Raw genomic sequence first — 22,888 nt, forward strand, 5'->3', positions numbered from 1 at the left:
ACAGGATATGTTCTATTATATCTCGTGTTCCTCATATCTCTTTAGAATTTGATTCATATATCTTAGCTGAGAAAATTTAAGTCATGTGAAGATAAAGCAAAAAACAAAGTGAAGAAAGCGGATGAAGCTACGAACGGCAAGGAGTTAGTGCATTACCATAGGCTCTAAAATGGTTCGTATAATATAATGTTATGAGATGTCAGATGACATCCTTGAATACTCGCTAAGTAAAAATTCTTCTAGAGCATGTTCTAATTGTGTGTTTTTAGTTATTCCTGTTATTTTTATAATTTCAATTGTTTCTTTTCCGTTTGTATTGTTCAAATCCTGTAATATTTTACTTCTATTTATTTTTTGAATATCAGTCGTGGCACCTAAATTACTCAAATTTTGTTTACGCTTCAGTATTGATAACAACGAATTAATTTTGTTAGTATTGAGACGCTCACCTTTATGGATTAACACTGGAGAATCATCGTTAATATCTGTAATATTCTGCTTCATTTCGTTTAGCTTTTCCCACAATCCATCATTCAAAGAAATCCACTTGTAGGCCAATCTATCTTTTCGTAGGTTATTGATTCTTTTTTTATCCAAATCAACGTCTGACCAGTTGAGCTTTATTAAGTGATCTTGTTCAAATATCAAATGGTAGGACATCATTAAAATTAGGTGAAGGATGGTCTTGTCTTCTTCAGAGTCCTTGTCACCATAATGTATCTTGTCACTTAATAGAAAAGATAATTCTTCATTAGAGAAAAACTTCATCTGTTTCTCTACTATTGTCAGTTTTAGAGATCTAAGATAATCATTCAGCTCAATATACTTTAAAGTACTAAGATGTCCATACTCTTTAAGAAAGTTCATAAAATTAACTACTGTAGCTCGGGCTGTAGAACTTCTTCTATAACTAAGAAATGATGCTATATCTCTTGGTACGAAAAACTTATCCAATCCATCAATGATATTTGAATTGTTTATGTAGTTTTCTATATAATAATTAATGTCACTCAAGTATCTTTGTTTAGTACGTAAAGAAATTTGATTTTCCTTTCGATTTAGATACTTAAGAAAATCAAGTTGTACAACGTTTTCTACTGAAGGTATCATTTTGTTATTCCTTTCATCTGATTTCTGGTAAACGTCATATCCACGAAATTTGTCAATCTAAAGAATATAATTAAATAAACAACTGCCGAGACTCAAATTTCACCTATAGACTATACTTATTATACAATGAAATGGAAAAATATTACGAACGGTAATCTTACGATTTCAAATCAAAAAGCTTCCTCCAATACTATCAGTCCAAACCCTAACAAAATAAAAAGAGGCCAATGCATACCGTTAGACGCATTGGCCTCTTTTACCACAACCTATTTCGAATAAATTCCCGCTCCGCTTTTTTCAATTGCTTCAATGAATTCTCAAAAGAATACGGAAACCTACCTCTAAGCTCAATCAGCTTTTCTACCTCTACCAAGGCAATAGCTTCCTTAATAGCAGGAATCCACTTTTCTTGAACAGTGCCCCAACTTTCTGCCTGAAGAAGCTCGTCGATCAGCATAGGCAATTTAGAATTAGAAGTCTCATAACTCTCTCCTATCCAACTTTATTTGTTCAAAGACCAACTTCTCCTTGGTGTGTATAGGTTTTTATTTATGTTCCAACACTTCTATGAGCATCGCAGCTCCCGTTCTGAATCCAAGAGTATAGGCAGAAGCGGATGAGATAGAGATCAGTAAGCTGTTCAGATCCATTATTTCTTCCAGCATGGTGAAGTCTTCTTGAGACAGTTTGGTTTGCAGGATGTGTAAACACTCCGAGATTAGCTTAGAGTTATGTACATACTCGGGATCATTCAAACAGATTTGTTCATTTGGGCAGATTTTTCCGTAATATAGATCCTCTAAAAGACTCACTTATAACCCCTCCCAAATCATCTTCTTGATTATCTTAGCGAATTTTTCGCTAAAAATCAATAGCGAATAATTCGCTAAGATATGCTTGCGTTGGAGGTGTTCAAATATGTATCAACGTATCCGGGATTTACGCGAAGATAAGGATTTGACGCAAACTCAAATGGCGGAGTATTTGCAATGCAGCCAGCGAATCTATAGTAATTATGAACGCGGTGATGTCGATATCCCCACGGCGATTCTTATCAAGCTGGCAGACTTTCATATGACGAGTACTGACTATTTGCTTAATCGAACGAACCAAAAGAAACCTTACTCCAACAGTTAAACTAAGCTTTGTAAGCGCCATAAACTAAGCTTATAGTGGCGCTTACGAAAAACTCCGGAGGACTTAATTAAATGAAAAAACTTCTGTTTATTATATCTGTTTTCTTTCTTTTAATAGGATGTTCCAATAGCAAAGTCACAGGCAGCAATAATAATATGTCTAATAGCGATCCGGTAACTTGGCTCACAATTGACGGAAGTAAATACTACTATACAACTACTTATGACAGTATGGATGAGACCACTCTAATAGATACAGGAGACGTAACTGATAGTGAAGATGGAATTCAACTTGGCCTTAAAATCTATAAAAGCAATGTCTTCGAAGACCGTTATTTCATAAAAAGCCAAGACTATGAAAACGTATGGCGGGAATATAAATTACGCGATTAACAATGTTCCCCATTTGAGTTAAGCCAGCCAATAATATAGTTGAATCTTTCTTCGGTCAACCCATGACTGCCTTGAAATCTCATATGTTGCAGGTTATGTAGAGCTTTCTGTTCTAGATAGGCTGGACTGGCTTTTTCAACAATATATGCAGCATCTCTTGAATATTTATCATCATCCGCAGATACAATAAGCAGTCGTCTTGGTGCAATACAAGATACTAAATCATATATATCGTATTTACTGTGGAAGTTCGGAATTACACTCGCCATCTCGATTCCAACATTGTTACTGATTCGATTTGCATACGTACACGCACTGCCGCTTGCACAGCTAAAAGCTATTCGTTCATCTAACGCAGATAGAAATAGAACAGTATTACCACCATATGAATGTCCAAGTGTACCAATACACTCATTGTCAACAAACGAGAGATTAGAAAGCAATGTTATACCATTCATAGCGTCATCTATCACTTTTTTCATCAAACAATCACCTTGTATTATACGGTAGCACATTTCATTATAATGTTGCCAAAAGTCACTGTCGCCTGGGAGAGGTTCAATTCCGTGTGCATTTTTACGTCTGTCCTCAAAGCATATGGAGTCAGGAGCTAACACAACAAATCCCTTTTTGACCAATTCCAGTCCGAAAGCTTGCAACGGATTTCCTGCTAATCCACACACTTCGCTCTTTCCAAAATGATGCTCCCTATTATGCTGGTGATGGATGAGAATCGCTGGGTTTTTATCAAGTACTTCCGGAAGCAAAAGATAGGCAATAACTCTGTCCCCGTAAGAATCATATTCAATTAATTGCCTTGTATATCCATCTTCCTCCGTTGAATCCAGTATTCTATACTCAATATTAGTTATGGGATTAGCAGATGTTATTCCAATGGCTTCTGTTATTTCATTTCTTAAATTCGCTATGTTACTCACCTCTTTCATACATACAGCTCGCTAGGTTGAATCCGGTGCTGACCAGTATGCAACAGCTCTGGCAAACGTCCTACGCGCTCAGCCAAGCGGGAGAGTTGTTGCTCATGAAAATAAGATAAGCCCGTATGAATCCGGTCCTGGAAAGGTTCCAGCCATCTCGCATCCAAGCTATCCGGGCCGAAATACACCCCGAGCAGCGAGCCGACTGTTGCTCCGAAGCTGTCCGTATCGTTGCCTTGCATAACCTGCTTGCATATTCCGTCTCCGGCATTCTCAGCAAATCGAAAGGTATTGATCAAGGTGCCGATTTCCTGATACACCTGACAGTGGGAATGATTCGCGTACTTCTGATGAATACCCTGATAAGCATCCAACCAGTTATCTGCATTCGCTACGATCTGCAGGCAATCCGCGGTAATCTCATAGAATCGGCTCCTTCTAGGGATGAATTGCAGTGCAGTCCTTATTATTTCAAGCGGATCGCGCAGCACATGTGCGGCAGCAATGGCAGCAGCAATGAACATCGTGGCATAGATTCCCGTCCGCCGATGTGTAAAACTGGCATCACGCCAAGCCAGCTCAGCCGCAAGAGCAGGTTGACCAGGGCTGGCATAGCCGTAAGCATCTGCACGAATCGCCGCGCCGCATAATTCTGTATCTTGCACAAGGAAGTCGGACCAAGCTTCTATTTCTGAATGATTGAATAGTTCCCTATCATGCTCGAGATAGCTAATCCCCGATCGAACCAGGATGGCCCTCTCCGGCCCCCATGTTGTACTGATCGGAAGATGATTGATCCATAAGTCTCTTAGATTTCTTTTCGTAAAACCCTTACCGAATTGCTCTAACGCCATCATTCCCATTAAGGTGTAGTTGATATCATCGTCAGGTGCCACATAGCGAATCCGCCCCCGCGCCGTCTCGAACCAGGACCAATGGCGACGACCCAACGCATGGAGAGCTTTTTCAGAAATATAATCATTCAACGGCCATTCCCCTACAACGGTTAACGCTTGACGTAACACCGACAAAGTGGGATTGACCTCAATCGGTTTGCCCAGCATTGAACCACAGACTGAAGCGAGGAAGCCTGCCTCTACACGCTTGGCACTGTCCTTCAGATTCAAGACTCCTATCTGGCCTAGAGGTCTATCCGGGTCACATTCCCGCCATATCTCCTGCAAATCGTCCGGCTCATAGTAAGGCCAATTGTCCCGCATTGGAAGATCAGCCAAGCTATGGGCGAATTCCAGATAAGCATCATAGCTTGCGGGAAGCTGTTTCAATCGGGCTAAATAACCGGAGGTTTGGTGCCCCTGTGCAAATTTATTACGCAGAATCCCCTCTAATTGATGTCTCAGGAACGTTAGTGATGGCAGCATGTTGTATCTCCTTTATTCTGATTATCACAAAACCCCAACAACTTAGAAAAATAAACAGATTTCAATAGTCCACTGTTTATCGCTTGAATCTCCTTAATAAATTCCATAATTTTGGTTTTTATCTCATTTATAAATTCACTTTTGCGTACTCTAATATTCGAGAATGACCCATATGGGACATCTATTAATAGGAACTTATCTGTTTGAATTAAATATCTATAGGGTATTTCACGACTTAACTCGCTTAAGATTAGAACCTCATCGTCAACTTGTATTTCTAACCAGGTCCAGCAATTTTCAACATACTTCAAGGCTAAGTATTTATGCGAATTTAAGTAGTTGCAGGCATCAACAAGCAGATCTAAATTGGTTAGAATGAGTTCAGAATAAATGTGCTTAGCGGATAAAGGCATATTGGGAGTAGGGTAAGGGATGAACTCATGTCCGTCAACAACCAGAGTAAATGCCCCATAGATCTGATGCCACTCTTTATCAAATGTCACTGTATCCACCGTTCTCAGTTCCTCTACCTGATCTTCAAACAACTCATACTTAATCTCAAATGTTGGACGCTTAGACACTATTTCTTTCCCCCTTCTCTAGGAATTCTCCCAATACTCTATCGTCACATGTGAATATTCATCTTCGATTAGAACAAATGTTTTAATACGCTCATACACTTTTCTGCGGACTTCCTCAGACCGTTGATGATAAACGAAGTCCTTTTCTGCAAGTTCGATGTCATGACACTTTTTCAAGTCACGCACAAGTTGCACCTTCGCTTGCTTTATCTTATTGTCTTTAAGCAACTGTTCTAGTCTTCTTCTATCATCAGTGATGCTGTCCCCTCTCCTTTCTTCGAAACTCAAACATCATAACATCAGCTCATTGTTATATTTCAATTTGATAGGATCAGGCAACTGATTATAAATATGCATTGGTAATCCGCAATCTTTTTTCAACACTTTTTCCTCACCCGCCAGATACTCACTAAGGAACTCCCAGTACGCAATAAATAGACCATCCTCGTCTATAAACTCCATCCACCCATCAGCAACTAATTCATCAATAGCATCAAAAACCATGATATTAGAGAAGTTTTCTACTGCACCATCTAAGTACTTGGTTCGATGTCCTTCTATACAACAATCAGACCAATCAAATCTATACTCATCCTGGATGAGTCCATACCACTTCAAATCCTCAATTAACTGCCTCTCTACTTCCGCTTTTAATTGAATACCCATACAGTCAGCAAAGCTGAAGTGGGAATGCTCTGATGCCATCTGAGTTCCTCCCAACTATAAAATCTGATCTACACGCCCCTCTTCACACCTGCTAAATATCATTTCAAAGTCACCGCTACTTACAAAATGTGCAATTACCTCTTCAATCTGCTTACGACTACACTCGTCCACAAGCACCATGTCACTTCCCCGAAAATACTTGCCGTGCAAGCACTCTCCTGTTTGTTTATTCTTGTCAGCCAGTGTCTGAATGTTCTGGTATGTAAAAAATGAAGCCACCCACCTTGAGCCATCTTCAAAGGTCACTATAGCATCCGTGTTACCATCAACTATGTTCCATTCCCCTTCAGCCCATTCTTCAGCTTCAATCCAAATAGAATACTTCACTTCATTCATCGGCTCCCTCCCTCCCTCGCGAATCCCCCTCATACTTCCTCATAATCCCCCGCACATATTCCTTGAACCCGCGCCGGATCTCGGGCGGTCCCAGCACTTCACATTTATCGCCAAAAGCAAGCAGCCGGTCGTAGCCATAGTCATTTGCAATAATGGGATACTTGGCCCAGCAGTGGTGTTCATCCACCCGCAGGATATGGTCGGCACCGAACCGTTCGATCACCCGATCCATGACAGCGCGTTCCAGCCGGATTGTAACGTCCACCCAGCCCTGGTTCAGCCAATCGCCGCCATCCATCGGGAGAGGGGTGAATGCTTTTGGAGCAAACTGCTCCTTCGTTACCTGGAGACCGTTCATTCTGGCCAGCTTGAATATCCGGTAGTCCTGCTTATCCATACAATAACCTTGCAAGTACCAACTGCTCTCCTTGTAAACCACCTGATACGGCTCCACCCGCCGCTCACTAATCTGCCCCCGCGCATCCGTATACGCAAAAGCCAACACAGCGTGCTCATTCATCGCCGTCTCGATCAGCCCAAACAGGCTGCGCAGCGATTCGTTCCCCTTATTTAAAGACAGATCCATCACGAACGGCGCAACCGGTCTGCCCTCTGCATTGTCAGGATAGAGCGCCTGCAGCTTCTCCGCCGCGTAGACCGTCTCCCGCCGCCCGAACAGTTGCTTGTAGCTGAGCAGTCCATTCTGCAGGTTCTGGATTTCTTGCGGAGTGAACAGGGTTTTGCCCACTTTGTAGGATTTCATCAGACCGACACCGCCTGAAGCGCCAAAAAGGGTATAGATCGGCAGCCCGGCCCGGTTCAGCGTATCAATATCCCGGTAAATCGTTCTCCGGCTGACTTCGAGCCGCTCCGCTAACTCGCGTGCACTAATCTGATCCTGCTCCAGCAGGATCATAATAAGCGCAATCAAGCGATCCATTTTCATCCAAATCACCTCCATTCAAGTATGCCATACAGGTGTCACAGTTGGTAGGTTATGCTTGCCATGAATACACCAAAACCACAATTCAGGAGGTACATTGTCATGATTTCAACCAGAATTGAAATGAAAGCAGCATTCCGCATCATCGGGTACAAGACGGCTATAAGCGAAGGCGGGGCGGTGCACGATCCGGCGTATTCTCCGCTCAAAACGGCTTTTTTCAAAAGCATGCTGGAGAACGGCTCCATGGCCTCCCTGCGTCCGCTGTCCGAGAGCCCCTACGGCTTCGCCGCCATTGCTCAGGAGGATGGAAAGATTCTGTATATTGCAGGTGTTCAGTCGTCGGGGTCTCAGCCAGAGACTGCGGTTGAAGTGATTTTTCCGGGAGGAGAGTATCTGGTGTTGTCAGGTCAGGGCGGGTTATCGCGTCTTGCGTTTGACCAGCTGGAGGATGAGGCGTTCGGGGCGATTCTGAAGGATGACTACGAGTACGTATACACTGGAGATCCAATCGTAGAGGTACTAACAAATGGCAACCCAATGGATGCCGAAGTCGAAGTATGGGTGCCGGTGAAAAAGCGGAAGGCAGAATGAGGACTCCACTAAGAGGAAATAACGTTACGCTATAGGTAGAAGCAGCTTCGTTGCGTTGTAGCGCGTTGGATCAGCGGCACTCCAAATTTGAGGCGTGGCTGATCCAGCGCGTAGGCTATCTGCTCATGTCTAGCGGCTTTCGCGCTGACCCGCCCAGTACGTTAAAGTGCAGGCGTATAGGATGATAAAAGCAATTATGCTTAGGACAACGGGGATAACAAAATTAATGTTAAGCAGAGAGATCATACTTAGCTGCACGACGGATAACAGGATAACGAACAAGAAGCTTGCTGTAATCATAAAATTCGACCAGGCACGCCGGTAAGATACGTCTTCTCTAACCTGCTTCTTCCCTCTGCGGATACTCCAATACTCAAATATGAACAGAAGAGTTCCTAACACCTGCATGATCGTAGGTATAAACACGATACTATAAGATTTATCTACATAGCGGTCTACGGTCCAACTGCTGTCGAAATGGATTGGAAGCTGGTCAGGAATCAGATCGTAGTTGCGCAGCACTGTTACAATACTAACCACAATAATAACAGCATGAATGAGGAACCAATGACTGGGCAGGCCAACATTTCCTTTCCGGGGTCCTGGTTCCATGACCGATGATTCGGGAGCAGCAGGCAGCAAAGGCAGTACGCTTTTCATTTTCAAGTGATACTTAAAGTTAATAACCAGGGAGGTTACGAGCATGGCGAGTGAATAGGAAATAATGCTCCAACTGATTTGCCTCGAATGTTCATCACTGTAGATTAGGCATAGGATGCCAACACTGAATAACATGGTATGTAAAATAGCACTAATCCTGGCATATGATCTCCGCATCTGGCGCAGCGGCTCACTGTGGAATTGTTCAGTGCTGGCGGTGACTCCGAAACTAATCGTCTCTTTTGTTAAATAAGGCATACTCACTATGATTATAATGGTAGGTACAAACACTAAGATAAATACGATAACAGGCAGCATCGTCATATCACTCACCTCATTCTACATGAATATTATTTAACATAATCCTCGAAAACGATCTTATACTCAGCATATTTTTCAGGATTACTTTTTTCAAATATTCTCAAAGTAGCGGGTTCCCGAAAATCTATATCATTTACTGAAAAGTTCACACTCTTCATCTTTCCATCCTCATTATTATCAGTCTTATAAGGTTCTATTATTCTACCCTCCTGTTCCAGTTCAATGGCTAACATCTTAGCCCATCCACGCATCACATAAGCAGAAAATGATATATGATCATAGCTGATAAATCTCCACACTTCTTCTATAGATGACGTCCTATCATATTTCGCGTATTGATTACTTGAATGTATTGCCACATATCTGTAAGGTGTATTAATAAATATGTCCATGTATTCAAATGTACTGTCATTGCTGGTCGATGATAATAAGGGTAATTTGAAATCTTCACCAAAATAAGCACCATCTTGTTTTCCTTCATTGATCGCCTTCATGATTTGATCATCAGTTAAGCTATAGATATATCCATAACCAGATTTTACTTTTGCTTCTATTATATCTTTATCTATTATTGTCAATGAATCTTCTGTCCTACTTGTTTTAGGGATACTTGTATTAGGGATATCAATAGAAGTTGAAACAGAAGCTGACTTAGTGGTACTAGAGATTGTACTTCCTTTCTCAACCAAATCAAACTTCGATAATCCATAAAATATCACTACATTTACTGTTAATGAAACTGTCAATAAAATAAATAAAATCTTAACCTTCATTATGTATGCCACCCTCAATTTCCGCGTAGTGCAATAACCCTACCATATTATGGGGTACGTGTCACTTCCCCGCACCCCGCATCATCAGAGCAATTCACTAACCGAAACCTGATACAACATATCATCTGCACAGAACAGCACGCGGTCTTCCCGAAAATCTTGCGTCACGGGTACAAGAGGCTCGGATTTTTCATTCAGGAACTTTACCTTATGCCCTTTGGTCAAGCTTGATTGTTCATGTTTCTTGATAACATATTCTCCGTGTTTACCGTAACCGCCGTCGAACAAGAAGTGGCAACCATCCGTGCAGAACCCGGACGAACCGGAAATCTCAGGATTCATAAACGTAACCTTGGGCTGACCGGGTCCTCCTGAGATGCAGCCGAGCAGAAAGTCTGTATAATAATAAAACCAGACCTCCTCTTCACGGACCACATTCAAAGCGTAACAATCAGCAATATCCGACACATGATCTTCGTACAATTTGTTTCCATGCTCATCCCAGGCCACAAGGCCGTGTTCACCGACAGGCTGATCCCACCCGTTGTTCCCGAACACGCCTTCGTCAAAATAACTGGTCCAGATGGTTCCTTTCTCCGTCACTTGAACATTCTGAATCCCGTCTCCAAGCAGGAACTCACGAACGGTACGTCCTGTATAATCACATACTTTGGCGTTCAGATCATATTTGCCTGCACCGTAATACGAGCAGCGTGCTCCAACCAGCAGCAGATGTCTGCGGAGCGGCTGAACATAATGATAATTGAAATGCTGATCCGGAAATGTAATTTCATCGATATAATGTTGACTTTCTACCATCAGAACTTTGTAGGTATGCGGTTGCTCCAAAGCCGGCTGGACAAACATTCCACGTTTCCGTTCCGGGATCTGGTTAATCAGCAGGACATATACGCAGCCATCTCCACCTAATTGAGCTGAGACGATCTTGAACCCTTCAGTATACATTGAAATATCTGCAAAAGGCTGCAGCGTCACTGTTTTATGAAACATGCCAATTCCTCCTTAAGAGCTGATGTAAACCATCCTGTGTTCTATTACCGTATTATGGCAGAGTAGCTGGAACCGGAACATGGCGGAAGTATGGCGAAGCTTAGGGAAATACGAAAAGACACTAACATGGAGTTAGCGCCTTTATCGAGTCAACTCTGTTTAAACCGTAATCTACAGCGTAATCTTCAACATGCTGTTGGCTCCCTTTTGAAACTCGTATCCGACTATTATTTCTTCAGTTGAACAGCCCTGTTGATGTAAAAAGGTGCGCAGCACATCCAAATGACGATATCTCTCTCCTGAAAGGCTGACTAAAGGGAAGATCCGGATCTCCTGTTTGGTTACCCGAAGTAGCTCTTGGATCGCTTGCCTATGGAAATCAAAGTCCAGCCGGTCTGAATACATAAACAAAAAGTGTGCAGACAGTGTCAGATCAAATTGCTTATCCTTGAATGGGAGCGAAGGCAGTGCCGATGCAATATAACGCCCGGGATGGTTTCTCATATCCTCTGCACAATCAGTTAATGCGCGGTAGCGATGTTGTTTTAGTTCTTCAACGGATTTGAAGTATTCCCATACGTAGTTTGTTTGGGCACTTTCCATTTTGGTCATGGCGTGTTCCAAGTCTTTCAGGCCTTTTGCGTGAAGATCCTCATAGTCATGGTAATAAGCGATATCCGTTGCCGTTACATCGGCACCCCGTTTATTCGCATGCGCTGTGAACGAACATGCTCCAGCGGGGCAATCCAGAATGGACCGTCCCTTCAATTCCGTCTCTGTTAAATTAAACATGGACATATATTCTTCAAAGGTACGTCCAATAAACACGATACGGCTTAAATCCAATTTAACCTCTCTGCTCATCTCAGCTCACCTTTCCTCTACTCGTCTAGTCTCAGCTCAATCTTAAGCATAGCTACAAATCGTTTTTTAGTAAAGCTGTTGTAGTAGTCTTATAATGAAATCATGATGAACGGAAGCTGATCCAGTGCTTAGCCGTTGGTTATGTGAAGATTCTTGTTTTTATAATAAAAATAAGGTCCGCACTCGGATTCATGTGTGTTCACATACGTCCACTCAAATTCCGTGTCTACGATATAAATATCATCTTCATAATTAAAATCTTCAGCCACAATGTTCTTCGCATTCTCTATAGTTAATGCATAATCAGAATGTTGGTAAAACACATATACACGATTCTTCGATTCATTGTTAAATGCATTTTTGGCATGTTCCTTCTCGAATACCTCTACTTTTTTGTAGCTGAATAGATGCCATAAAAAGCCATGCAAATATATTTTCCTTTTCTCATCGATGCTAATGGCCTCGGCAAACTCCTTCTCCCACACGCCTCTAAGGTACTTCCCCCATTTACCAACCTCAGTATATTGAATACTTCGTTTTTGGACTATTTCTGTAAGCTTTGTTTTCTTCATTCGTTCTCATCCCCTTTCGTTATATTCCCATACTCCTTTAAATCAACGTTTTCCAGCAAGAAATTAAGTTTATAATATTTTAGCCTAGATGGAACTATTTCTTTTACTTCCCCGTCCTTTTATCATAAAAGGAGATGAAATAAAGATGAACAGAACCGGACTCACAAAATTAACATTGTAATTTTTGTTTGCATTTTTGATTAGTTCATGTACATCCTCAACCAAACCTAGTACTGAAAACAATCTCAATAGCGGGGATTGGCCTTCGTACACTTTTGAGGAATTGGTCGCTAATTCAGACTTGGTTGTATATGGGGAAATCAATGGTACTAAAAATCTTGACGGTGACCCTCCTTCACAAGAATCAAATCTAAATGTCTTGAAAGTGTTACAAGGTGACGAAACGAATAAAACAATATCTATAAAACTAACAGACCCTTCTTATTATGTTAGTTCAAATTCTAAGTATGTTATGTTCTTAGATTACACAGGCTCTTACTATACACAAAAAACGTATAACTCCCTTTTAATCGAAAATAATGGAGTTATTTCATCTAGACTCCAAGGATTAAGCGGCGACTTTACAATAGATGAGGTTCAAAATCATATTTCTAGTGTTATGGCAAAAAAATGATTCTTCCCCTCACGAATAGGAGCAGTGTATGTATGAACGAAATCAATCTTAATGATGAAACCATCCTGACATTATCTGAAGCAGCACATAAATGGGATTTAAGCGCCTCTAGAGTACGGCAAAAAATCAAGGACTTCCCAGCGGGTACCGCCCGAAAGTTTGGAACGCACTGGGTCGTCCTTGAGGTTGGGATGTTGCAGGTATTTGGTCCCATTATGATTGAAGAGGAAACAGATAAGAATAAATTAAGAACTGTTTACAGGACAGTTAAGAGTATGGCTGATGAAGCAGGGCTTTCAGTGGAGCGCACCTTTTCTTCCCACGCGGTTTTGGTAGGCGGGCTATTGCTTGTCTGGCTGGATAATATGCACTGGAAAGAGCTTAAGTTAGGCGCTTCTGATTACAAAAGCCGTGACTACGGCGGCAAAGAATCATTACGAGCTAAAATGCTAGATTTAAAAAGAGAGATTGATGAGCACCACGAAAACGTTAAATGCGGGCGGCCTGTAATGGATAAATTTAATGTTAGCGATAAAATTATTAATTATATGATCGATAATAGTATCAAAGTCAGAAAGTCACCAGCCACATAGAAACGTCATACAATCCTCACCCTGTCCTCATATAGCAGCACCTGCTCATCCGGCAGCTCCGCATTATGATGAAAATGCCCAAAGAACCATTTTCCATATTCCAGTCTAAACTTAATTTGGTTGAAATACGTATGCATAAGATCAACTTCCACATTCGTATTATAGCGCTCTTTGATCCACTGAAGCGCATCATAGGAGCACGTGTGGGTCAATACATAGTCAACCTTCCACTGGTTCATCTCCAGATTGCGGATGCCTTCCTGGTACTCTTCAGGGCTTGGCATTTCGCGTTCCCACCAGGAGACGCCAGCCTTCCTGTACTCCTTGTCATGAGAAGCCGCTCCGCCAAAGGTGAAAAAGCTCTTCCCTTCGATCTCAAAAACTTGCCCGCGCATTAGATGAATGATACTGGGAGTAATGTGATGTACCTGACCCCCATTCCATTCGGAGACTGGATAGGACTCCAGCAAATCAAAGTTCTCATGGTTCCCGTCAATGAACAGGGTGGTCCATGGTTTCTCTGTAAGCCATTTTAGCCAAAAACGATCCTCTTTGTCATCTGCCCACAGCAAGCCGAAATCGCCAACGATAATGACGTAATCCTGCTTCGTCAGCGTCCTGCCCTCAGGAAAGTTCCTGGAGTTAAAGCGGCTGGCCACACTGATGGAACCGTGAATGTCGCCTGTTATGTAGATCATGGGATCTCCTCCTATCAGAGGGCGTTTGATTGGACCGCAAAAGCATATTTCTTCTCCTGCTTCTCCCAGGTTGCATTTATGATAAACCTTCTAAATTCTTTTTTATCTTGTTCATAGTGAGAGCTTAAGTAAGAAGCGATGTGCGTTTCTAAATTGAAGCTATACACACCTTAACGCCAATGTCTGCCTGCCAGGACCATAGACAACACGCAGCTAAGCGAAGCCAGCCCCATCCACAGCAAGACCGAATAGGACATCCATACACTAATCATAGTGTAATTGTAATTTACCAATAAAGGCCAGCCCAGCACAACTAGCAGCAACAGTGCTCTTATAATCAGCGTAACACGCGCCTTGATTTTTTGACGGCTGATTCCCTTCTCCGTGGCAAAATCGCTTCTCCCTGCCGCCAGCCGGATGAGCTTAAACGTAATCCCGATCACAGTTAACACAACTAACAACGAAGCTATCCCGTCCATTAGGATATAGGTATCATCATACTTAAAGGTCTTCATCGGCTGCCCTTGCATCCGGTCATAGATATTCTGGGCAATGAGCGTGGGTGCGGTAGAGTTCAGGTTAGCCAGTACGAACACCCCCTCCTTCCGCTGCGGATCGATGATTACCTGGGAGGAATAATTCGGGTTGCTGCCGCTATGACGGATTACATGCGTCTCCGAGTTTTGGCTCCAGCCGAAGGCATAGCGCAGGTCTTCACTTTCATGCCTCGCTGTACGGAGGTCAAGCTCATGAGATTGCTGAATGGCCTTGTTCAGTTCATCTGGAATATCGCTGCTTCCCAGCTGGGCATTGACCCAGTGCTGCAAATCGTTCAGATTGGTGACCAGATACCCTGCGGCTATATTTCCGTAGTATCTGGGAGCATCGTAAGCCATGCTTTTGCCAAAAAACACCCGGTACCCCTGAGCAAGCTGCTCCGGCTTCCGTTCCCGCCCTGTAGAGAAATAGCTGTCGTTCATCCCCAGCGGCTTCAGAATGTACTCCGTCACATATTCCTGATAACTCATCCCTGTAACTTGTTCAATAATCCCTGCCAGAATATCGTAGTTCACTGTTGCGTACTGATACGCACTGCCCGGCTGGGTATCCAGCGCTAGGCTGGACATCTTATGTATGGTCGCTGTAAGCTGCTCCCTCCCTGAACCTTCAGGGATCAGGCGAATGCTCCACGATGGTATTCCGCTAGTATGTGCAAGTAGCTGGTTAATTGAGATCTTGGCCTTCTCCCCTTTATAGGTTGGAGCAAACTCTGGCAGATATTGCGAGACATCATCGGTAAAAGCCAATTCCCCTTGATCCTGTTGCATAATCACAGCCAGCGCTGTAAAGGCCTTGGTCGTTGAGCCTAGTTCAAAAAGCGACTCCGCTGTAACTGGCCTTCGCTTCTCCTTATCGGCATAGCCGTAGGTTTGGAAATCGGTCTTACCACCTCTGGCGGACAAGATCGCTACACCTGGGGTCGCTGTCTTGTCCATGATGCTCTGCACCATGCCGGACTCACTGTCAATCTTCCCTGCGGCCAAAAGAGTTCCAATCTCATGCCAGCATGCAGCCGTAGCAATGACTACAATCAGCAGCATCGCAATGCCTTTTAGCAGTATTTCTGTTCTACGCGTTGATCTCTTCATGGTTATGCTCCTTCAAGTAGGGTCATCTGGATCAATTTACACTTATCTAGTATGACGGCTTGCAGCAGCCTTTCCCTGCACTATACGTGATTAGTACTTTACCCCGACAAAAAGAAGTCCATTTACGGAGTATAAAGAAAAGTTTTTTTAGTTTGACCTTGCAGTATAGTTCAACCCTTATAGTGAAATATAGTTAAGGATGCTTTTAAACTAAATTTATAAAAGATTGTGAGAGAGGTATATTATGAGAAGTAAATGTAATGGAGAATTGTCGGGGATTGTATTCCTGCTTCTGGCACTTGGTGCCTCTGTATTTATCGGGAAAGAAATGTTGTTCGCTGTACTAGCAATAATCGTTCTATTGGCACAATTAGGGATATATACTTTCCAACGCAATAAAAGAGGTAATAGGTTCTGGGTCTATGCAGTTGCCCTGCTAACCGAGATTTTATTCTTAGTCACTAATGAACCTTGGATGTTTATACTCGCTATTTTACTGCTTATCGTCGCAGGGGTATGGAATGTGTTTTTTGCGGGTGAAGTGCGTAAGAGCGGGAAGGTTTTGCTAGTAGTTCGGAGAGTATTGTACGGTATTGTGGCTGTGATTGCCAGTGTTTTTTGGATCGTTAATATCTATGCTCAGCCGATTACCCGGTCCGTTACTCTGCCAGCTGATTTAAATGTTGAAGTCAACAATGACAAGCTTGATTCTCCAACCACCATGTTGAAAAATATAGAAATTATGAATTCCTTCGGCAGCCGTACAACGGGCTCAGAAGGTCACAATCAGTTCATTGCCTGGTTACAGCAGCAGGTGACGGATATGGGCCTTACGGTATACCGTGACGAGTACACTTTTGACCGCTGGGAAGAGAAGACAAGCTCTGTGATCATAGATAACCAGGAAATCCATGTATCCTCTGCGTTTCCATACTCCGGGGAGACCGATAGCAATGGAGTAACTGGAGAACTTGTCTACACCAAACCTGGTGAGTATGAGGATGCCAAGGGTAAAATAGCTGTCGTTGAAATCAAGAACCTAAAGAATTTCCCCATCGCACTGGTTATGAACCTACGTAATACCTTTAAAGCGCCGGACAGTATTCCTTCAGATGAAGGCGATCTAGTCCTTACCACAGGTTTGAAGCACGCTAAGTTGGATGAAGCAAAGGAACAGGGCGTGAAAGCAGTCATCATCGTCTGGGATGGCGTTTCAGATGAAAAGGCTGAAAAGCAATACCTCCCCTTCACCGAGCATTATTTCGGAATCCCGGCAGTTTGGGTCAATAAAACAGAAGGGAAAAAAGTGGTCAATGCAGCTAAGGAACATAAGGCGGGCACAGTGATTTTAGAGGCAGAGAAACAGGAACATGCGCCGACTGAATCTTTTTATGTGAAAATTGAAGGAAAGAACAAAAAGGAATCGATCATCGTTAATACGCATACTGACGGTGTAAATGTGGTAGAAGAAGACGGTGCGATTGGAATGCTCTCCATGATTCGTTACCTGCAGCAGCAGGAGCAACCCGAACGGACTATGATCTTCACCTTCGTAACAGGACATTTCCGATTGCCTGAATTCAAAGGTACCTCGCAGGCAACCTCAACCTGGATGCAGGCACATCCTGAGCTGTGGGATGGTACAGATGGGCACCTGAAAGCCGTGGCAGGACTCACTGTAGAACATCTAGGCAGCTTGGAATGGAAGGACAATGCTTACGGACAATATGGACCCACTGGAGAAATAAGCACTGAATTTGCCTATGCAGGAAATGAAATCATGGAAGCCATTTGGAAGAAAGCCGTTGAAGATAGAAGTAACACCAGGACCGTTATCCTGCGCGGACATAATAAGTTTCAATTCGGTGAGAGTCAGCCCCTGTTCAATGCCGGGATTCCAATGATTGGACTCATCCCCATGCCAGATTATCTGCTGGTAGATAGTGCAGACAGAGAAATGGATAAATTCGATGTGAACCTGATGCACGAACAAGTCGGGTCTCTATTGAAAGCATTACAGCTTATGGATCGTACAGAGACTACGGAGTTGGGGACGGCGGACCGGTATTCGTTTTTCTTGGGGCGGACGAAGTAGTTGCATGATAAATTTTGCTCTGAACCTGCCGCATTACCCCATTCATTGGCTTTTGCCCTTGATGGCGCAATGCTGGCAGGTGCCGTATATAGTGGCGGCAGGTAGACCTCACTATCTTATGGGCGTTAAGATACCCCCGTCCATTTCAGAAACAGTATCGCATAACACTTCAATATCCTCAGCATAATGCGAAGATAAAATGATGGTAGTCCCTTCTTTGTTCAGTTCTTTGAACACCTCGCGTATTTGCAAAACGCCCTGCTTGTCCAATCCATTCATTGGCTCATCCAGAATGAGCAACGGTGGCTTTTCCATAATGGCTTGAGCAATCCCTAGACGGTGGCGCATACCTAACGAGTATTTTCTCACATGTTTTTTACTGTCCGGGTCGAGTCCCACACGCCTCAAAGTATCATGAATTTCTTCTTCTGTTATCAGCCCACGAATCGAGGCAAGCAACTTTAAGTTTTTAAAACCGCTGAGAGAACCGATGAACCCAGGGTCTTCTATAATTAGACCAATGTTCTGCGCCACAGCAGGCTTGACCGGCTGTCCGTCAATATGTATACTTCCAGAGCTAAGTTGCATGAAACCACAGATACATTTGAACAGAACTGTCTTCCCCGAGCCATTCCGTCCAATAATTCCATGAATCCGGCCGGTCTCGAATTTGACTGTCACCTGATTTAGCGCTGTTGTCTCCTTGAATTGCTTGCTGGCCTCCAATACTTCAACCTTATATGGATTCACATCAACTTCTCCCTTCCTGTATATTCATATCGCGTCTGCAAAAAACAATAACTGAGACAACACTCATGAACAGAATCGCGATTACAAGAACGCTCACTGCATAGACCGGAGAGGGTAACTGGCCCGTACCGCCCCAATCCAGATAAAACATACTGCTCCAGTTAAGTGGTGATACATAATAGATGATACGACCATAAGCCATCTTCCCTACATAAACAGAAAAGTAGGAAATGAAAGTGAATATGCCTGCGGCGATTAATCCACTTAGTCTGCCTATAACAACCTGAAAACAGAAGATGAGGACACCGATGAATATGGATACGAGCCAAAACATCCCAAAACTAATCAGCATAGCCGAACTCGCAGAAAAAAGGGTAATCACAGGGGCGCCAATTTCCACAAATGGTGTAATTCCATATTTATTCAGGCTATTGCGATTGAATGCAATTGTCTTTAAAACCGCTCCCCAATCGGAACTAAATTGAACGTGGGGAATAAGCACGAGCATAGACATTACCATAAAAAAAGCAGTATAAACAAATGCGGCTAACACGATATAAAGAAGTTGTCCAATCGCCCAATCTCTTTTGCTCATGCGGATCATCAGGTAAGGTGTATGACTATCCATAAACGGAGCATCGCAAAATAGCAATGTAGTCAGACAGCCAAAAATGGGGAATAAGACAGGGACACTCATTAAATAGGGAAATACCCAGGGAGATACGGACGTATTCACAGCAGCAGCATAATCCGAAATCCAGGAAAACATCCACAAGGAGAAGGAGAAAACTACAATGGCAAGTGAATAGATTCGTGGGGTGACTATCCATTTTTTGAAGTTGAGCTGCGCACAGAGCCATATAGTTTTGACCTCAATCATGCTGCACTCTCCTCCCGATTTGTCCGATGGTTCCATACCCCATCAACCAAATTAAACACATGACCATTCCGAACTTAAAAAGTAATGAAGCCATCGGAGACCCCGCATGGTAAGTGCCTTCCACCAGCATCCCTGGGTTCAAGAAAGGCGGAATATCCCAATATCTTGTTAGCCTTAGCCAAACAAAATAGAGAACAACTGGGGCTGTTAAAGCCGTCCATTTATTCGGGATATATGCCGAAATCCATAGGGCTATCACCGCAAACAATGCAGAGGACAAGGACAAATGAGCTGCTGCACTTAGCAAGTAGGTCCATGGCTTCCCGGCATCTAACAAAACAGCGTAGGCATCACCGGTCTGAAAGGTTGTATACAAAGGTAACTGAATCCGCAATAGCAACACATGCAGCAAAATCCCAGTAAAAGTAGTCAAAAAACCTGACGCTGCACTCACCATTAGTTTACTAATGGCGTATGCCCTTACACCCGAGCGTATAATCCAGAAGCTAACCGCACGCTCCTCCCATTCCGAAGCAAAGGTAATGGCAAAAGGAAGTAAAGGTAAGATCCCGACAATTAAAGGGATGTTTCCACTACCGCTTATGATTGCAACGGATAGCACATCCGATTGGGGATTGATCATTCCTATCGAGGTCATCAGTAGTACAACTGTCACCATACTGACGCTGAGCAGAAAATTCCAAGAAAAAAGCGCTCGGCTAAATCCGACCCTTAATAAAGAAGAAATTGGTTTCATTAGGAAGAGTCACCTCATCCCTGAAATTTTGTCACCAGTTATCGCATTGACTACAAATTTGCTATAGTCCTCGAAAGGTAACGTTGTTTGGTTATTGGGATCAGACCATACAACGGGCTTGGCAATCTGGAAAACCCACGCTGGTATTAGCTGATAAGTCTGGTCGTCTGGCATAGACACGTAATTAAGCTCAGCAGACACTATCTTCGTCCCTTCATCTAGCAGCAGCTCCTTGTAGTCACTGAACAGCACCTCCAGAGCAGCGGCAGCACCAATAAGCGGCTTCTCTTCGGCTTCCTTTGTACCTTCAATGTCAAATAAATTCTGAGCAATTAAACTTATTATTCCGTTTTTGGTGAAGGTTACGCTGATTATAGAATTCTTCATTATATTTCCGTCAGGGCCATTTGCTGTTCCCTTCTTCCATTCCCAAGGTACAGGAACGAAAGGAATGTCATCTATCTGTTGTAAAAAGTGAAATTCGTACGCCTCGTCCTCTTTCGAAAAGCTCACTTGTTCCAGATTGTCCTGATTCTTATTCTCCTCTAAATAAAGTGCGTAATGCTTGCGCATCGTGTCTAAATCAAGCGAATAGGTTTCAGCCAGTATAAGCGGCGGGAAACCGATTGATTCCAGTTTCTTTTTGACTGTTGTTAACGCATCCGTATAACTCATGAAGGACAAATCGGCCGTGGAAGCGTAATCACTCCGTAATTTGCTTTTTAATAGCTGTTCGCTCATGTCTGGAGGACCCACTGTTTTGGCGATCACATAGGGATACTTCTCTTTTTGATTGTTGAGCTGTACTGTATAGGATAGTCCCCCGTTGACATCCACTTTTTTACCGAATGCTTTTCCTCCGTCATATACGGTAAGGTATTCTGCAAAAGAGTTGTCTCCGGTTTGGACCCACTGTCCGACTGCCTGTAACTCCGATGCGACGACTTCTTTGAGTAAAAGACCTCTTTTAACCATGTCAGGATCTAATTCCAACATACCGGTTTTAAATGTTTTAGCACTGGACCTATCTTTAACGCTTGCCACATCAAATGCAATCGTAAGATTGTTGGGTAAGGTTGCAGTTTGCAAAAAGGTGCTCAGGTCTACTCCTTCCGATAGCTTATTAGAGTCAGAGGAATCTTTACAAGCAGTAATAGAAAGTAAAAGAATTATACTTATTATAAGTGATGAAAGCTGTTTTCTCATCGTAAGGAAGACCCTCCTTAGACAAAGATTATGTTAGAAATGCAGGTAGCGAGTACACCTGCATTTAGAACGCCAAAACATTCGTATTTGTGCTACTTACGGGGACCACGTACCGGCAACTAAGTAGTCGATGAAATCAAAATTAGAAGGATATGCTGACAAAGCATAATAGGTGCCTTGTCCACCATAACCGGAGTTGTAAGATAGTCCTCTATATCCAGCCGTAGATACATTCGTCACTATGTTGGTTGCATTAATAGAACTATAAGGCTGTGGCGATAAAAAATAATTAGTCGGTGTTGCTGAATAACTTGGATTCACATAAGCTGAATTCGTTGTATCCACTCTGTGTAAGTCAGTAGAAACCAAACTGCCGACAAAAGGAGGCTGTAAATAGAAGGCGTAAGAAAGGGCAAATGCAGAAGTAGGTACACCAACACCAAGAAGCAAAGCAAGAACGGAACTGACAATGCGCTTTTTCATGAGTACATTCCCTCCGTACTATAGTATTTGTCATATAATAAATTAACTTGTACTTAACTCGCATTCATCCAAGTTAACTATGACCACCTTAATTGGAACTATTCTCCTTAAATATATAGACAATCCTAATCTGTTTCTGCAACACTTTTCGCTAAAAAAAACATATATTGGACGATATTCTCATCTGTTTATTCTCATGTAAATCTCTTTAGGTGTTATTCGGTATATTATAGCCCCTCATTTTTCAGTATATTTAAAGCTCTCCGCCGGGCACGGGTTAAATATCCTCTAATATTATTTACCGGGATGTCCATAACTTGAGAGATCTCTTTATCACTCATTTCTAGGTTGTATTTATGATAGAGTAGGTATCTGTCACGTTCGGATAACTGCTCCAATAATTTAGCAATTTCTTCGTTTGTTTCTTTAGCAGTACTAATCTCTTCTACTGTAGCATTGACATCGGAAATAGATTCTATCATTTCATCTGACAACCCCAGAAACATATATTTATGTTTTTTAGCTCGCCTCTTAATATAATTAATAGAAATGTTTCTTATGGTGTAGGCAATGTATGTAGTCCTTTTGGAACCCTCAAGTAGCGATAAAGTTTCAATTCTTTCAATCAATTTTATAAAAGCATCATTAATCAGATCATCGACCACATTGTAATCGTATGTAACCTCATAGGCCTTTTTCTTCATTAAAGGGTAATATTGTAGATATAATTCGCTTATGAATTTTTTATCCTCTTCTGTCTCTAAAGTTGAGATGACATGTAAAGGAAGCATTTTTTCCTCCTT

The 22,888-nt window shown here is 42.6% G+C and carries 27 protein-coding genes; 6 read left to right on the plus strand and 21 right to left on the minus strand.

The window, feature by feature from the left end:
* Positions 1 to 189: 189 nt before the first annotated feature.
* Together NSS83_RS06065 and NSS83_RS06070 are read right to left on the minus strand one after the other, a co-directional pair.
* On the minus strand, positions 190 to 1,110 hold the full coding sequence (locus NSS83_RS06065) for a hypothetical protein (protein WP_341347853.1): 921 nt from the start codon (positions 1,108 to 1,110) through the stop codon (positions 190 to 192).
* 545 nt (positions 1,111 to 1,655) lie between these two features.
* Positions 1,656 to 1,922 (minus strand): DUF6809 family protein, encoded by a 267-nt coding sequence (locus NSS83_RS06070; RefSeq protein ID WP_341347854.1) that lies wholly within the window; start codon positions 1,920 to 1,922, stop codon positions 1,656 to 1,658.
* A 106-nt stretch (positions 1,923 to 2,028) separates the two neighbouring features.
* Here NSS83_RS06070 and NSS83_RS06075 point away from each other — a divergent pair, with 106 nt between their 5' ends.
* Together NSS83_RS06075 and NSS83_RS06080 are read left to right on the plus strand one after the other, a co-directional pair.
* Complete coding sequence (locus NSS83_RS06075; protein WP_341347855.1) at positions 2,029 to 2,247, plus strand: helix-turn-helix transcriptional regulator; 219 nt, start codon at positions 2,029 to 2,031, stop codon at positions 2,245 to 2,247.
* A 71-nt stretch (positions 2,248 to 2,318) separates the two neighbouring features.
* On the plus strand, positions 2,319 to 2,639 hold the full coding sequence (locus tag NSS83_RS06080; protein WP_341347856.1) for a hypothetical protein: 321 nt from the start codon (positions 2,319 to 2,321) through the stop codon (positions 2,637 to 2,639).
* Here NSS83_RS06080 and NSS83_RS06085 read toward each other — a convergent pair.
* The 6 genes from NSS83_RS06085 to NSS83_RS06110 form a co-directional block, all read right to left on the minus strand.
* On the minus strand, positions 2,636 to 3,586 hold the full coding sequence (locus NSS83_RS06085; protein ID WP_341347857.1) for a prolyl oligopeptidase family serine peptidase: 951 nt from the start codon (positions 3,584 to 3,586) through the stop codon (positions 2,636 to 2,638). The two genes, NSS83_RS06080 and NSS83_RS06085, sit on opposite strands and share 4 nt — an antisense overlap.
* On the minus strand, positions 3,583 to 4,959 hold the full coding sequence (locus tag NSS83_RS06090; RefSeq protein WP_341347858.1) for an ADP-ribosylglycohydrolase family protein: 1,377 nt from the start codon (positions 4,957 to 4,959) through the stop codon (positions 3,583 to 3,585). Before NSS83_RS06090 ends, NSS83_RS06085 begins: the two co-directional genes overlap by 4 nt.
* The gene (locus NSS83_RS06095) at positions 4,944 to 5,540 is read right to left on the minus strand and encodes a hypothetical protein (RefSeq protein ID WP_341347859.1); all 597 of its coding nucleotides are present in this window, start codon (positions 5,538 to 5,540) and stop codon (positions 4,944 to 4,946) included. Before NSS83_RS06095 ends, NSS83_RS06090 begins: the two co-directional genes overlap by 16 nt.
* Before the next feature lie 291 nt (positions 5,541 to 5,831).
* Complete coding sequence (locus tag NSS83_RS06100) at positions 5,832 to 6,245, minus strand: hypothetical protein (RefSeq protein WP_341347860.1); 414 nt, start codon at positions 6,243 to 6,245, stop codon at positions 5,832 to 5,834.
* Between the two features lie 15 nt (positions 6,246 to 6,260).
* Positions 6,261 to 6,602 (minus strand): hypothetical protein, encoded by a 342-nt coding sequence (locus tag NSS83_RS06105; RefSeq protein WP_341347861.1) that lies wholly within the window; start codon positions 6,600 to 6,602, stop codon positions 6,261 to 6,263.
* Positions 6,595 to 7,548: a YafY family protein gene (locus tag NSS83_RS06110; protein WP_341347862.1), complete on the minus strand. Its 954-nt coding sequence runs from the start codon at positions 7,546 to 7,548 to the stop codon at positions 6,595 to 6,597. Before NSS83_RS06110 ends, NSS83_RS06105 begins: the two co-directional genes overlap by 8 nt.
* Positions 7,549 to 7,647: 99 nt before the next feature.
* On the opposite strand from NSS83_RS06110, the gene NSS83_RS06115 reads away from it, so the two are divergent.
* On the plus strand, positions 7,648 to 8,139 hold the full coding sequence (locus NSS83_RS06115) for a GyrI-like domain-containing protein (RefSeq protein WP_341347863.1): 492 nt from the start codon (positions 7,648 to 7,650) through the stop codon (positions 8,137 to 8,139).
* A gap of 129 nt (positions 8,140 to 8,268) precedes the next feature.
* Here the strand turns inward: NSS83_RS06115 and NSS83_RS06120 are convergent, their stop codons facing one another.
* The 5 genes from NSS83_RS06120 to NSS83_RS06140 form a co-directional block, all read right to left on the minus strand.
* On the minus strand, positions 8,269 to 9,123 hold the full coding sequence (locus tag NSS83_RS06120; protein ID WP_341347864.1) for a DUF1648 domain-containing protein: 855 nt from the start codon (positions 9,121 to 9,123) through the stop codon (positions 8,269 to 8,271).
* Positions 9,124 to 9,149: 26 nt separating this feature from the next.
* Positions 9,150 to 9,893: a hypothetical protein gene (locus NSS83_RS06125; RefSeq protein ID WP_341347865.1), complete on the minus strand. Its 744-nt coding sequence runs from the start codon at positions 9,891 to 9,893 to the stop codon at positions 9,150 to 9,152.
* Between the two features lie 84 nt (positions 9,894 to 9,977).
* Positions 9,978 to 10,904 carry a hypothetical protein gene (locus tag NSS83_RS06130; RefSeq protein WP_341347866.1) on the minus strand — a complete coding sequence of 309 codons (927 nt, stop codon included), beginning with the start codon at positions 10,902 to 10,904 and terminating at the stop codon, positions 9,978 to 9,980.
* Between the two features lie 171 nt (positions 10,905 to 11,075).
* Complete coding sequence (locus tag NSS83_RS06135; RefSeq protein ID WP_341347867.1) at positions 11,076 to 11,768, minus strand: methyltransferase domain-containing protein; 693 nt, start codon at positions 11,766 to 11,768, stop codon at positions 11,076 to 11,078.
* A 128-nt stretch (positions 11,769 to 11,896) separates the two neighbouring features.
* A complete protein-coding gene (locus NSS83_RS06140) occupies positions 11,897 to 12,340 on the minus strand; it encodes a DUF4275 family protein (RefSeq protein WP_341347868.1) in 444 nt (147 codons plus the stop codon).
* A 283-nt stretch (positions 12,341 to 12,623) separates the two neighbouring features.
* On the opposite strand from NSS83_RS06140, the gene NSS83_RS06145 reads away from it, so the two are divergent.
* Together NSS83_RS06145 and NSS83_RS06150 are read left to right on the plus strand one after the other, a co-directional pair.
* A complete protein-coding gene (locus NSS83_RS06145; RefSeq protein ID WP_341347869.1) occupies positions 12,624 to 12,974 on the plus strand; it encodes a hypothetical protein in 351 nt (116 codons plus the stop codon).
* Positions 12,975 to 13,006: 32 nt separating this feature from the next.
* Positions 13,007 to 13,567, plus strand: coding sequence for a helix-turn-helix domain-containing protein (locus NSS83_RS06150; protein WP_341347870.1), 561 nt, complete (start codon positions 13,007 to 13,009; stop codon positions 13,565 to 13,567).
* A 5-nt stretch (positions 13,568 to 13,572) separates the two neighbouring features.
* On the opposite strand, the gene NSS83_RS06155 is transcribed toward NSS83_RS06150, so the two are convergent.
* Together NSS83_RS06155 and NSS83_RS06160 are read right to left on the minus strand one after the other, a co-directional pair.
* The gene (locus tag NSS83_RS06155; protein ID WP_341185316.1) at positions 13,573 to 14,265 is read right to left on the minus strand and encodes a metallophosphoesterase family protein; all 693 of its coding nucleotides are present in this window, start codon (positions 14,263 to 14,265) and stop codon (positions 13,573 to 13,575) included.
* Between the two features lie 170 nt (positions 14,266 to 14,435).
* Positions 14,436 to 15,914, minus strand: a complete 1,479-nt coding sequence (locus NSS83_RS06160; protein ID WP_341347871.1) for a serine hydrolase domain-containing protein — start codon at positions 15,912 to 15,914, stop codon at positions 14,436 to 14,438.
* Between the two features lie 244 nt (positions 15,915 to 16,158).
* On the opposite strand from NSS83_RS06160, the gene NSS83_RS06165 reads away from it, so the two are divergent.
* Positions 16,159 to 18,009: a PA domain-containing protein gene (locus NSS83_RS06165; RefSeq protein ID WP_341347872.1), complete on the plus strand. Its 1,851-nt coding sequence runs from the start codon at positions 16,159 to 16,161 to the stop codon at positions 18,007 to 18,009.
* Positions 18,010 to 18,120: 111 nt separating this feature from the next.
* On the opposite strand, the gene NSS83_RS06170 is transcribed toward NSS83_RS06165, so the two are convergent.
* The 6 genes from NSS83_RS06170 to NSS83_RS06195 form a co-directional block, all read right to left on the minus strand.
* Positions 18,121 to 18,759 carry an ABC transporter ATP-binding protein gene (locus NSS83_RS06170; protein WP_341185313.1) on the minus strand — a complete coding sequence of 213 codons (639 nt, stop codon included), beginning with the start codon at positions 18,757 to 18,759 and terminating at the stop codon, positions 18,121 to 18,123.
* Between the two features lies 1 nt (position 18,760).
* On the minus strand, positions 18,761 to 19,639 hold the full coding sequence (locus NSS83_RS06175; protein WP_341347873.1) for a hypothetical protein: 879 nt from the start codon (positions 19,637 to 19,639) through the stop codon (positions 18,761 to 18,763).
* On the minus strand, positions 19,632 to 20,396 hold the full coding sequence (locus tag NSS83_RS06180; RefSeq protein ID WP_341347874.1) for a hypothetical protein: 765 nt from the start codon (positions 20,394 to 20,396) through the stop codon (positions 19,632 to 19,634). Before NSS83_RS06180 ends, NSS83_RS06175 begins: the two co-directional genes overlap by 8 nt.
* A 9-nt stretch (positions 20,397 to 20,405) precedes the next feature.
* A complete protein-coding gene (locus NSS83_RS06185; RefSeq protein ID WP_341185310.1) occupies positions 20,406 to 21,602 on the minus strand; it encodes a hypothetical protein in 1,197 nt (398 codons plus the stop codon).
* Between the two features lie 96 nt (positions 21,603 to 21,698).
* Positions 21,699 to 22,085 carry a hypothetical protein gene (locus NSS83_RS06190; RefSeq protein WP_341185309.1) on the minus strand — a complete coding sequence of 129 codons (387 nt, stop codon included), beginning with the start codon at positions 22,083 to 22,085 and terminating at the stop codon, positions 21,699 to 21,701.
* Positions 22,086 to 22,312: 227 nt separating this feature from the next.
* Positions 22,313 to 22,876: a sigma-70 family RNA polymerase sigma factor gene (locus NSS83_RS06195; RefSeq protein WP_341185308.1), complete on the minus strand. Its 564-nt coding sequence runs from the start codon at positions 22,874 to 22,876 to the stop codon at positions 22,313 to 22,315.
* Positions 22,877 to 22,888 lie beyond the last annotated feature (12 nt).

This window comes from Paenibacillus sp. FSL H3-0469 (genome assembly GCF_038051945.1).
Lineage (GTDB): Bacteria > Bacillota > Bacilli > Paenibacillales > Paenibacillaceae > Paenibacillus_AQ.